General features: G+C 58.8%; 11 protein-coding genes. 3 read left to right on the top strand and 8 right to left on the bottom strand.

Annotated elements, in window-relative coordinates:
- Nucleotides 1-256, top strand: a 256-nt coding sequence (locus tag BW994_RS17875; RefSeq protein WP_139334211.1) for a transposase domain-containing protein, incomplete at its 5' end; no start/stop codon positions are given.
- Nucleotides 257-294: 38 nt separating this feature from the next.
- On the opposite strand, the gene BW994_RS19805 is transcribed toward BW994_RS17875, so the two are convergent.
- On the bottom strand, nt 295-432 hold the full coding sequence (locus tag BW994_RS19805) for a hypothetical protein (RefSeq protein ID WP_156038192.1): 138 nt from the start codon (nt 430-432) through the stop codon (nt 295-297).
- A gap of 417 nt (nt 433-849) precedes the next feature.
- Here BW994_RS19805 and BW994_RS19445 point away from each other — a divergent pair, with 417 nt between their 5' ends.
- Complete coding sequence (locus BW994_RS19445; protein ID WP_139334210.1) at nt 850-1,068, top strand: hypothetical protein; 219 nt, start codon at nt 850-852, stop codon at nt 1,066-1,068.
- Here BW994_RS19445 and BW994_RS17870 read toward each other — a convergent pair.
- The 6 genes from BW994_RS17870 to BW994_RS17850 are packed head-to-tail and all read right to left on the bottom strand — an operon-like array spanning nt 1,037 to nt 8,529.
- Nucleotides 1,037-1,504, bottom strand: a complete 468-nt coding sequence (locus BW994_RS17870; protein ID WP_029313979.1) for a hypothetical protein — start codon at nt 1,502-1,504, stop codon at nt 1,037-1,039. The genes BW994_RS19445 and BW994_RS17870 overlap by 32 nt on opposite strands.
- Entirely contained in the window at nt 1,501-2,211 is a 711-nt protein-coding gene (locus tag BW994_RS17865; RefSeq protein ID WP_051657640.1) for a LysM peptidoglycan-binding domain-containing protein, read from the bottom strand. Before BW994_RS17865 ends, BW994_RS17870 begins: the two co-directional genes overlap by 4 nt.
- A 1-nt stretch (nt 2,212) precedes the next feature.
- Complete coding sequence (locus tag BW994_RS19800; RefSeq protein ID WP_156038190.1) at nt 2,213-2,362, bottom strand: hypothetical protein; 150 nt, start codon at nt 2,360-2,362, stop codon at nt 2,213-2,215.
- A gap of 46 nt (nt 2,363-2,408) precedes the next feature.
- Nucleotides 2,409-5,774 carry a DEAD/DEAH box helicase family protein gene (locus BW994_RS17860; RefSeq protein ID WP_029313977.1) on the bottom strand — a complete coding sequence of 1,122 codons (3,366 nt, stop codon included), beginning with the start codon at nt 5,772-5,774 and terminating at the stop codon, nt 2,409-2,411.
- Between the two features lie 2 nt (nt 5,775-5,776).
- Entirely contained in the window at nt 5,777-6,991 is a 1,215-nt protein-coding gene (locus BW994_RS17855) for a restriction endonuclease subunit S (protein ID WP_029313976.1), read from the bottom strand.
- Nucleotides 6,991-8,529: a type I restriction-modification system subunit M gene (locus BW994_RS17850; protein ID WP_029313974.1), complete on the bottom strand. Its 1,539-nt coding sequence runs from the start codon at nt 8,527-8,529 to the stop codon at nt 6,991-6,993. Before BW994_RS17850 ends, BW994_RS17855 begins: the two co-directional genes overlap by 1 nt.
- A gap of 1,261 nt (nt 8,530-9,790) precedes the next feature.
- Here BW994_RS17850 and BW994_RS19795 point away from each other — a divergent pair.
- Complete coding sequence (locus tag BW994_RS19795; protein ID WP_175612144.1) at nt 9,791-11,062, top strand: hypothetical protein; 1,272 nt, start codon at nt 9,791-9,793, stop codon at nt 11,060-11,062.
- A 157-nt stretch (nt 11,063-11,219) separates the two neighbouring features.
- On the opposite strand, the gene BW994_RS17840 is transcribed toward BW994_RS19795, so the two are convergent.
- Nucleotides 11,220-12,320: an IS1595 family transposase gene (locus BW994_RS17840; protein ID WP_083703307.1), complete on the bottom strand. Its 1,101-nt coding sequence runs from the start codon at nt 12,318-12,320 to the stop codon at nt 11,220-11,222.
- Nucleotides 12,321-12,387: the final 67 nt, after the last annotated feature.

Genomic DNA, 12,387 nt, shown 5'->3' with positions numbered 1-12,387 from the left:
GGCCGAACGCGCCCTGCGGACCCTGGCTCTAGGCAGAAAATCTTGGTTGTTCGCGGGTTCCGATCGGGGTGGGGAAAGGGCTGCCATGATGTACAGCCTGATCACGACAGCAAAAATGAACGATGTCGATCCGCAGGCTTGGCTCGCCGACATCCTCACGCGCATCGCAAGCCATCCGGTACACCGGATCGAGGAATTGATGCCCTGGAACTGGATCGCGCCACAAAGTCAGAGCTCAGCCGCACAGGTCGCCTGATCAATCCATACCGGAGATGCACGAACGCCGACCGGCAATCACACCGCGGTCCTCACCGGATGGGTACAGGCGCTCCACCAGGGCGGAAACACCGCTGCGACCGGACCATGGGCAGAGGGTTCCGTGATCAAGCCCAAAACCGCGACCACCGAAATCAGCATGACGATTACGGGCATTCCCACGATATCGATCAGGGAACTTTCCGGTATCTGCGGTCGTGGCCCCTGTGTGCTTGCCATTGCACACCCATAGTCTTGCCAGGTTAACAAATTGATACCGATTGGACAGTCAGCAGATTTTGGTATCAGCTCCGAGTGGTCATCGTCTGCTATCGCTATTTCAATATCCCTAGCGAACACCGCCAACCAGATTTACGCGCGCGGCCTACCGGATTGCGCATCAGAATGTGCGCGTCGGGGAACCGCACCAACCAAGAGATCGCGCATGCCATCGTCATTATCCTGCCAACGGAAATCGAACCCCCACGTGTAGCGAATCAACGGGGAACATCGAATCACAATCGGCCGCGTCGGGAGAATTCCCAGAGAGTCCGAAAATTCGGCGGGTGATATTATGGGCCTGAACTCAATCCCGTGGAAAACGTCTGGGGTTATCTGCGTGGCAACAAATTAAGCAGCCTCGTCTGCAACACTTACGACACGATGCGCGACGCCAGCAAAGAAGCCTGGAATTTCATCGCCAATGACGCGGCTCGAATTACCTCAATCGGAACCACAGACGGTGTATGCATCGATTTTCAGGGCCACTGGTATAACTTTTTTATTTTGTCTCAAGAGGCGCCGGCAATTTGAGTGGATTTACTTTTGTAATCGTTGCCGCCTCGCCGCCAAACAGAAACGTCACCTTATTTCCTGAACTCCCATCGGCAGCCCGAACATCCCCCGAAAAATAGACGCTGTTGCCCTTGCAAAATAACGGCCGAGATCCGAACAACTGTGCCTGCCAGATCGATTTGAGTTGCGGGCTGAGCAAAATGACGCGGGCAACCCCACGCGGCTCCATCGCTGCCGGCACCTGTTCGAGGACCTCGGCAATCGGGTACTGCGCCTTGCCTAGTTTGACTGAGCAGACATAGCTCGCACGTAACAACAGCCTACCGGGAACGAGAACATGATCCTGTCGTAAGGCGGTGATCAGAGCCTGATGGCTTGCCTCGAGATTGGCTGCCGGGGGGGCACTGGCGCCGAGCAACATCGCGGCACCTATGATCAAACCGATCCGCGTCATGAGTCCAGCTTTCCGAGTACGTATTTCAACTTGGCAGCGTAGGCTGGATCGCCAAACCCATCGTAGCCACCCCCGTTGTACCATCGGGCCAGAAATTCCGGCGTGATCTGCTTCCATCCAGCAATGACGATCGCCATGTGCGCCGCCTGAAATTTCAGAACCTGGCCGGGATGCAACACACCGGCCGCCATGGGGTTTTCCTGCACGAGATCTTGAATTGTCGTGTGCTGCGCTGCCGCGATCGACGAGAGCGACTGCCCCGGCATCACTTTGACGTGCTTTACCTTGGGATTGTCGATCACCTGCGCTGGATGAAATTTTGCCGCCAAGGTGAAGACGTAGGCGATGGCGGCGCGGATGTTCAATTCCGGCGTCGAGATGCTCTTGCTCGAAATATCCATTTTCAGGGGAACGCTCATAATCAGGTTCGATCCCTGCACACCGCTCCGGAGAACACCATAGGCGGCATCGCCGGGATTACCAATCTGCATCGGTCGTGTCGACCATGCCGGATTAGTCGGACCGCCGCTTTCCACGAGCAGTTGCGCCTTGAATAACCGCCAATCGAGCGCCGGAAATCCCGGCGTCTTGCCGAAACGGAGCTGATAATGCGCAACGGTTCGCTTTATGATCGCGTCATATAGGGCTGATTTCGGATTTTTGATCGCGGCATCCATCGTCGCGATCCAATTGGCGGCAAGATGCATCTCAATCCTCCTCAATTTGATTTTGAGGCTTCGCGACTGTTATCCGATTCAACGAGGTTTCGAGAACTGCCTGCCAAAAAGGCACCCGCTCCAGATCGGGCATTATTTGCGCGTCCGGTGCCGCCGCCATCGCTTCTCGATCGTAAATCATCAAGCCCTCAATGTGTCCTAAAGTACGCTACGGTAAGATCCCGGCGCTACGCTGCCGCGCGCCGCTTCACGTCTTGCAGCACGGCAACCAACTCGTCCGCCGCCTCGGCCGCAAACACTCCATCCAACCCCTGATCATTCAGGTCAGTGTAGGGTGATTCATACAATCGCTCGGCGTCCATGACACCGCTCTCGGTCAGCTGCTCCACGATCATGTCGATGAACTCGATCTGGTTGGCGCTCAAAGTCCGGCGGGCCATGAATGTCGAGAACGCCTCCTTGGCTGCGGCGCGGTCCAACCCGACGAGAGAACGCACGAATAGCCCAAGCCCCTCGGCTGAGGCCTTCGCTTGCTCTATGTGATCCGCGCTGCCGGTCCCGCTGTCACGCAGCATGCGCTCCAGCTCGACGAGGTCGGACGGGGTGAGCTGATGGTTGGCACGCAGCTTGTGCACCGCGATATGGTCCTCGTGCTGGCGCAGAAAGAACCGCGCCTTTGCCTTGAACTTCTCGAAGGAGTCCGGCGGTCCGAACTCTTCGAACGCCACCAGCGCGCCCTCGCCCAACTCATCAGCGAAATCCGTATAGATCGCCGCGCGTTTGCGCCTCTCAATAAGGTATACGAGACCGCGCAGCCGCTTGCGCACATGCTCCAGCATGCCAACCGTCACATCCTGCCACCAGGAATCGGTCTGGATCTCTTGGATCAGTTCCAACGCCGCGTGGATGATGGGGATGGTTGCCTGCTCCTCCAGCGCCGATGCAATATCGACCGTCTGCGTCTTGAGCTTCGTGAACCCGGCCTGCTGCCCCATTACGCAGAGCTGCAAATTCAGGATCACCATGTCGAACTGCTTGGCTTCCAGCCGTTCCGGGTCCAGCTCCGATGGCAGGCCGGCCACATCATCGGCGAGCGCCTGCCGCTCATCCTCCCCCAACGTGTCCCAGGCCTCCGGCTTCGCATAGGCCTCAACCAGGCGCCGCTTCGGCCGGACGATGAAATTGTCCTGGTTCATCGCCGCCACCTCGCGCCGCAGCAGCGCGACCACATCGCCGCGCAGTTCGTTGTCGCCGCCGGACTCTTTGGCTTCGTCCAGCGCCCCCACCAGCTTGAGGCGGGTCTTGAACAGCCGGGCCGATAGGCTATCCGCAATGCTGCCCTCGACCGCTGCCTCCGGCTGACTGAAAAACTCCAAATTCTGGCAGAAATCGAAGACGTAGAAGAATGCCTTGTCCTGTCCCGGCCCGAATAGATTGGGGCACAACCGCGTGCCGCGCCCAATCATCTGCCAGAACTTCGTCTTCGATCGGACCAGCTTGAAGAAAACCAGATTGATAACCTCCGGTATGTCGATGCCGGTGTCCAGCATGTCCACGCTGATCGCGATATGCGGCGCTTTGGACGGGTTGGAAAAATCGTCGATCAGGCTTTGCGCGTAGTCGATCTTGAAATCGATCACCCGTGCGAAACTACCCTTGAAATGCGGATAATTCGCATCGAAACGCTGCTGAATGAACTCGGCATGGGCGTGGTTCTTTGCGAAAATAATCGTCTTGCCCAGCCGATCCCCGCCCTCCACGTGCTGGCCGCGGGTCATCAGGTGCTCCAGCACCTTGTCCACCGTGTCAGCGTTGAAAAGCCATCTGTTGATTGCCTGGGCGTCGATACTGTCGGGCGGTCCATCCGCCTCATCCCATTCCAGCGCGTCCCAATCCTCTTTCTCGGCGTCGGATAGATCGTTGTACCGAATGCCCTCACGCTGGAATTTCAGCGGCACGGAAACCGCCTGCATCGGCACCAGGAATTTGTCCCGCACCGCCTCCTCGAGCGGATAGGCGTCGGTCGGCACGCCGCTTTCCAATTCGAACAGCCGATACGTATTGCGGTCGATCTCGTCCACCGGCGTTGCGGTCAACCCGACCAGCAGGCTGTCAAACCAGTCGAAAATGGCGCCGTATTTGCGATAAATCGAGCGATGCGCCTCATCCACGATCACCAGATCGAAATGCCCGACGCCGAAGCGCCGCTGCGCGCCGTCCTGTTCTTCGATCAGCGTCATCATGGTCGGATAGGTCGAAACGAACACGCGGCCCTCGGTCAGCCTGTCGGTCAGTAAATTGACCGGCGCCGCCGAGGGCAGATGCGCCTTGAACGCATTCACCGCTTGCTTCACCAGCGCTTTGCGGTCGGCCAGAAACAGCACGCGTTTGGCCCAGTTGGCCCGCATCAGCATGTCCACCAGTGCAATCACCGTGCGCGTCTTGCCCGCGCCGGTCGCCATTACCACCAGGGCCTTGCGCTGGTGGTGATCCTCGAACGCCTCGGCAATCCGGCGAATCGCCCGTTGCTGATAATATCGCTCCACAATCGCCTGGTCCGGCACCGCCTCGGCCAGCGTGCGGCGCGTGGAGCGGCGCTGCACCAGCAATTCAAGCTCCGCCTTCTTGTAGAACCCCTGAACCGCGCGCGGCGGGTAACTCAGGTCGTCCCAAATCCAATGCTCGTAGCCGTTCGAGCAGAAAATAATCGGGCGCTGGCCGGTCATTCTCTCCAGGCAATCGGCATAGAGCGCACCCTGCTGCTGGCCCTTCAGCGCGCTGTGGCGAGTTGCCTTGGCCTCCACCAATGCCAGCGGCTTACCGTCATCGCCCCACAGCACATAGTCCACAAACCCCTGGCCGGAGCCGTTGGGCATGCCGATGACTTCGTACTCCGCCACGTTCGCCCCGGTCGGGTTCCATCCGGCTTCGCGCAAGAGAAAATCGATGAAATTGTCGCGGGTTGCGGCCTCGCCGTAATCATGGGTATCGGGCAAGGCGGCGTTGGTAGCGCGAGCGGTGGCCACTTCTTCACGCAGGCGGATCAGCTCGGCATCCAGATGCGCGCGGTCTTGCAGCAGGGAGGTCAGGGTTTCGTCGCGCTCCCGCAATTCGGCCTCGCGCTTGCGGAGTTGCTCCAGCGAGGCTTTGGCCACCTGCGCCATCGGCCGGGGCAGTTTTGCGGCATCAAATGTCAGCCCATCCGCCGGCTTGGCACCGCGTGCGTAATGCCGGGCCAGCCAGAAGCTGCAATGAAACAACTCCGCCAGTGCCGTGCGCGCTTCGGTTTCGGTGAACGGTTTTTCGCTATGCACGGCCTTGTTGCCGGCATCCTTGATGAAGCGCGCCTTGTAGAAAATCGCATCGCCGACGGCCGCGCGGAAACTCGGCTCATGGATCAATGCGTTGAGATTGTCCTGATAGGGCAGTTTGAGTCTGGTATCGGCCTTGTAGAGCCACGCCACGAAAAGCTCGAGCGCGCGGCGGGCATAGAAAGCGGCGGCGCGCGGGTCGGCCAGGGCATGGCGCTCGGCCTGCGCGGATGCCCCAAAAATATCCGGCCACTCAGGTTGGAGGAAGCCGAATTGTGACATTGTTACAGAGATCCGCTAAAGGCGCGGTGTTGGAGCGAGGAGAAAAGAGCATCCAAGGTATTCAGCTGCTGGGAATGCTCTGTCTTGATCGATTCGAGAACTTCCATGCGCTTCGTATAGAATTTCTGTTGTTCGAGAGTGGCTCTAGGAAGTTTCAACGACGAAAGACCGTCAATGTTGACATTGAACTGCCCGGCCGAAGTTTTCGCGACTTCTCTCAACTGCATTCGGCCGTCATGGGAAGAAAGGTATGATCTGACAAACACCGGGTCAAATACATTCAATTTCAATCTGGCACGGATCAAATAGGATGCGAAGATGAATGTCTCAGGCGCATAGGAACTATCGGTGACAAGACTTTTCGTGAAGACGGCACATCGTCCTACATAGTTGGGGTTACCGTTCGTACGAACAAATAAGACGTCACCAATTTCGAGACGTAGCCTACGTAACTCTGCTTGCGTGACCTCGACCCGCTTCGTGTCGCCTAAATCGATAATTCCGCCAACGACGTTCGGGATTCGGAGAGTAGGAAAGCCGCTGTCACCAGATTTATTTGAGGTTCCGTAACGGAATTCCTCGACACCTTCGCCAAACGCGAGTCCGTCTTTTGCAGCCAGATGGCCAAACGTCTCCACGAAAATCGCCTGAGCCATCTCGTCGAGCTTGGCCAACGCTTCGCGCCGCTTCGTCCGCAGCGCATCAGCCTGGTCGAGAATAGCCGCGATGCGGCGCTGCTCGTGGAGGGACGGGAGGGGGATCAAAGACTGCTGGACAATGCGGTCAGAAACAGCAGGGTAGCTTGCACCAGTCGCTCGCCGCGTCATTTCCGCAGCAAACGTGGGAGACCGTACCCAATAAAAAAGATATAGCGGGTCTAAAAATTCCTTCTTTGGACGCAGCACACAGAATCCGGTCGAGGCAATGGCGTCATCATACTGATCCGGAACCCGGGCAACGCCATTGAGGTTAGGGCGGACGGTCGACACCAGGACATCGTCGGTGGAGATAACTTGCCTCGCCCGGCTAGGCGCGTCACTTCCAACAAGAACGCGGGCGCCGATAATAACCTTACGCTCCTGGTCGACGGCGCTCAGATCAACATATGTAAATTTGTCATCCGGCTTTGTTGCAGGATTTCGTGTCGACACGCCCAGGACCAGATTTGCCAGCGGAACATGCTGGATAGCCAACGAAGATACGGCCTTCTGAAGCATCAGACCAACATACCTTCAAGCTTCTTCATGCCGTCGCGGATCTCGTCCTCCAGCGTCAGCAGATCAGCCATTATGTCGCGGGGCGAACGATGGGTCCTCTCCTCGCGCACAATTTCCTTGTATCGGTTAAACGACAAATCCCACCCTGCCGCCGAAATGTCCGCCTTGGGCACCACGAAACTCTGCGCCGTGCGGGGCCGGTTCTGCTCCACGCCGTCGCGCTGACGCCAACGGGCCAAAGCATCCGGCAAATTGTTCTTTTCATGCTCCGCATCGGTCAGCGCCGTGGCTGGAACCACGCCCTGCTTGGCCTCCGGCAGCAATGGCTGGCGCTTGTCATCCAGCGAAAAACCATCCGCCTGCATGTCGTAGAACCAAACCCCGTCCGTGCCGCCGCTATCGGTACGGGTAAACAGCAAGATCGCGGTGGAAACCCCGGCATAAGGGCGGAAAGCGCCCGAGGGGAGCGAAACCACGCCATCAAGCTTCTGTTCCTCCGCCAACATCCGGCGCAATTCCTTATGCGCCTTGGAGGAGCCGAACAGCACACCATCCGGCACGATCACCGCCGCCCTGCCGCCGGGTTTCAGCAGGCGCAGGAACAGCGCCAGGAAAAGCAGTTCGGTCTTGCGGGTTTTCACGATGGCGGTGAGGTCTTTGGCGACCGTCTCGGCATCTAGCGCGCCGGCGAAGGGCGGGTTGGCCAGGATCAGGGAGTAGCGATCCGCATCCTCAGTATGCTCCTGCGCCAAACTGTCGCGGTAGCGGATGTCCGGGTTGTCCACGCCGTGCAGCATCATGTTCATGCTGCCGATGCGCAGCATGGTGCTGTCGAAATCGAAGCCATGAAACATGCCGCGATGAAAATGCGCCCGCAGCCTGTCGTCGCGCAGCATTTCGGGGTGATGGTGGCGCAGATATTCGCCCGCCGCGACCAGAAAGCCGCCGGTGCCGCAGGCGGGATCAACGATGATATCCTGCGGGCCGGGCGCGGTCAGCTCGACCATCAGCTGAATGATGTGGCGCGGCGTGCGGAACTGGCCGTTCTGCCCGGCGGTCGCGATTTTGCCGAGCATGTATTCATACAAATCGCCCTTGGTATCACGGTCCTCCATCGGCACGTGGTCGATGGCGTCCACCACCTTTGCCAGTAGCGCCGGGGTGGGAACCGTAAACCGCGCGTCCTTCATGTGATGGGCGTAGGTCGAACCATCGCCGCCCAGGGCGCGCAGGAACGGAAAGACATGCTCGCCTACCACCATGAACATCTCGGGTGCGGCCATGTTCTTGAACCGCGACCACCGCAAATCGGCGTATGGGCGGCCCTTCTGGTCGGTGCCCTCGGGGAAAATACGGTGCTCGATCGGGCGGTTAAGGCGAGTGGCCTTGCGCTCTTCGAGCGTTTGCAACTCGTCCAGCCGGCGGATGAACAGCAGGTAAGTAAACTGTTCGATCACCTCGAGCGGGTTGGAAATGCCCCCGGTCCAGAAGCTGTTCCAAATCTGATCGACCTGGTTGCGGATCTCACCTGTAAGCATGACGTTTGATCTCTTCGTTTCTAGGCCCAGATTTCTGACCGATCGGGCGGACTCTGGCAACCAGCAGAGGCTTCGATTCTCCTATCTGCCGCCATCTGGGGGAGCGCCAAAATACCGAACGCGCAACAGCCTTCAGAATATCCGTCGTTCCTACATAAACTGACGGTAAAATAAGAGCACGCCTCGCGCGATCACGTCTTCGGAATATGCGGTCTTCCTGCACTTTGCCTTCAGAATATTCTCCATTCTCGCACGCGTTTGGACCTTTCCCTCAACCATGATTTGCCGTTGTTGGCCGCTTGTGGGGCGGCGATGTCTCCCTGCAGGCGGCCCTGGTCGGTCTATGACGGCAGCGGGGTCGTTTTTCGGGTACTGTGGGGCTGCGTCATACACCCGAAGGGCGCTGCTAAGGTTCGGGGCCCAAGGACGCCGGGAGTAGAAGCAACTCTCGTTAAGCGGCGAACCATCCGACTGCCGGCTTCAGCGGCAGAAGGGCCTTCGGGACGGGGCCGGCTCCGGCGGAGCGTGCAATTCGTTTCAGGGCAGCAGCCACCCTCGCATCCACATGCGGGGGCTGGCCTGCTTTGCCATCGAACCAGACCTCACCAGCAAAGCGCAGACTTCATCATCAAGACTCTGAATAGGTACTGATAGACGTGAAATTAAAAGTAAGCACGCTCTCAGCTGAGAGAGTCGCGCCGAAATCCCGGATGCGCCTGCTGAATTCGGAGCGGCGCGCGGAATGTTTTGGGGCGGGGCGTCGTCACTCGAAAACGAAGTCGGGGATGGTAAGGGTGCTTCGCAGACGGGCCGTCGGGCCCCGCAAAGCTCAGCGGCCCTCACAGATCTGATTAGTTTATGCAGCTGCCGTTGCTACTCTCCGAAGGCGCACGCAAGTCCGCCCTGATGCCACGCCAGTCGTGATCTTCCTCGAATTTTGCTCCTCCGATAAGTACAATTTTTCGGCGCGGCGCTTGAACAGATTTAGCCAAAAACTTCATATCGACCGGCATAGACCGAAATAGACCCGCGTCGACGCCGATTGGGATTGGTACGCCCCACTCGATCCCTTCAATGCGTGGTCACCGTCTTTGATCCGATCAATGTCGAACGCGCAACACGCCACTTCATCCAACCTGGAGATCAAACAAAAGGTATAATAATATCAAGCGTTATCAGCAGCCTATACCTAAAATGCCTCTCGACAGACAGGCGGATTCATTTAGTGTCCGCGGAGCAAATCTCGACTGAAAGGCAGCGCATGATCAATCAAGACCACGCGGGGCTCTCACCATCGCGCGAGAATCATGCCGATGATGAGTCCACCACGGATGCAGCCATTGCTCACGCAAATTCCATCGATTACGGCCTGATGGATGCGATTGTTGCGGAAACGCTGTCACGCAAGCCTGCGTTAGCGTTCAACCCATTCGATGACCGGCCGCTTTCTACGCTCGACACGTTGCAGCAAAGGACGCCAATCCGAGTGCGCAAGCGTGTTCGCGAATTGCCTCCTCCGTCGCATCGCCTTCGCGACCTCGACATGCTCACCACCAGTGCCGATCGTCTGCGCGAGGCGCTCTCGGGCATGCACGTCGTGGAACGGCTGTGGAGCATGGAGGAATACCACAAGCCGCCCAGACATGAACAAACGACACCAATCCCCCTTGGCGCACCAGCCTCTCACCGAGCGCTTCGCGTCACGGACGGCATCGTGGAACTGCTGAAGCTGCTCGCCGGCAACGCCCGCAGGCAGTCCGCGATCCTCGGCGCCCCTGATCTTACTCCACCGCGGCGACAACGCACGCGCCAGCTTGCACCCGCGCCAGCATCCACTCTCGACGTCCGAGCGCGCCTCACGGACATTGCATCGCGATATTTCGATCAGCCGGAGCTATGGCAGCGTCTCGCTGATATCGCCTTCACCTGTGGCAGTTATAGTGTCGACGAGATCAATTATCCCACCGCTGCCCAGAGTGCTCAGACCCTCATTCACGCACGCCGGTGGTCGGACCATGTAATGCGACACTTGCTTAAATTCCCTTTTCAGGAGCGCGCGCTCCTGTTCACCTCCCTCCCAGCCCCGCACCCGATGGCACGTCCCAAGGCGGACGAGATACCGGAACATCCTCTCTCAGCAATACGACGTCTGCGGGCCCTTCAGAGGTCGCTCCTCGCCCTGGGCGACATAGGGTACTTCGCGGTCGGAATCCAAGCCGCCGGCTCCGGGGTTGGCCGGCGCGATCTGTCCGATGCCGCTGCCTTCGCCGTCACCTCGTGCGCATCGATCTGGATCGCCAACTCCACGCGCCGCATCGAAGGCCGAGAACCCAAAAAAGGGACGTTCTCACGCTTCGTCGAAGAGTTCCTCGCCGAGGCCACCCCGATCTTCCCCCTCGCGAGACTGCATACTGCCCTGCGCATGTTTCACGACTATCGCGATACAGAAATCGGCGCCATCGCGGAAAAACTCGGCAAAGACCCGTCACTCTTCCTGCCCGCCAAGCCCAGGCAGCGGCGCAGTCCCGGCTGAATCCCAGCGAACGGACGACACAGGTAGCGGCGGTCACTTCGCAGATCCCCTTTTCCAGCCTGCCCGAAGACTGCCAGCGCGCGGCATTGGCCGATTACCGCTGCTTCTGGCCGGAAGGCGCGCCTGCCCGAACCGCCATAATCAAAACGAATGGCTCTTATAGCGTTGCCTGTTGATATGGTCCGAGACCGATGGCACCGAGGATCAAGGCGTCGGGTGTGACGTTCTGTCCCAGCGCTTCCAGCGTTCTGCGCCAACCAAGATAATTGGGGAGATTCTTGGTGGCGACGCCGTGGAAGCGCCGGAGCCATTCCTTCAGCCGGCCATGATAAGCGTTGACATTGTTGATGTGAAAATCAGGCGCGTTTGGTTGTGGCTTACCTGGCATTGGCAGGATGTGCGTCGGAATGCCCGCCTTGCGCGCGAAGGCAACAATCGCGGTGCCACCGTCGCAACAGAATTCGTTGGCGGGAGTTACGATACCGTCCAGTGCCGCTGTGATCGACAAGCGGTTCAGTTTTGGCAGTACGGCATCGGTGGTGGCGCCATGCCGGTCACGCGCGACAAGCACAGGTATCTGTTCAGCGGAGATCCCACGCTTGGTGGGCTTGCCGCCTCTCTTGCGGGCCTTACGCGGCATCGCCGATCGCTTGCCCTTGAATGACTCCAGGATAAACGTCTCGTCGCCTTCGACGATCCCCGCCAGGGCGTGGGGTTTGTCTTTGGCCAGCGATTCAAGAAACCTGTGTCGCCACCTAAAGGCAGTGGTGTAATGCACGCCGCTCCGTTTCGCCGCTTTCGCCGTGCTGACACCGTCGATCATGGCCCCAGCTTGTGTGGCCCATTTTTCCTTGTGCCGCAGACGAGCCAGCGGCGTTTTCGTCAGGGCGTTGAATGTGCGTCGGCAGGTCTTGCAGCGATAGCGTGGCAAATCCGCAGACTGACCCCAACGCACAACGTCGCGGCCGTCACAATGGGGGCAGCCGACGCTATCCACGCGCCGCTGCCCGAGTTTAGCCACAGCTTCCCCTGCAATTGGGCTCGATGCCAGCGCGGCAGGCAACATCATTGCAACCGACCGTTCACCAGCGCTCATCAGGTCGATCCGCGCCGTCATAAGATCCTGAGATACGTCAGCTTCATCAACATGGCTGTCCGACGCCTCCAAAAGGGCCAGAGCCTGCCATGTCCGTCGCAGCTGAGGAAAGGTCAGCGACGCAATCCGCCCGAGCCAGTATTCGAAATCTGCCACGTCCATGGATCGTCTCCTCACATCAAACCAGACCCTCGTAGCCAATATCAACAGCTAACGCCACAAGAGCCAA

Source organism: Acidiphilium rubrum (assembly GCF_900156265.1).
Classification (GTDB): Bacteria; Pseudomonadota; Alphaproteobacteria; order Acetobacterales; family Acetobacteraceae; genus Acidiphilium; species Acidiphilium rubrum.
Note: the sequence above shows the minus strand (reverse complement) of the source record. Positions and strands in the feature narration are given on the sequence as shown.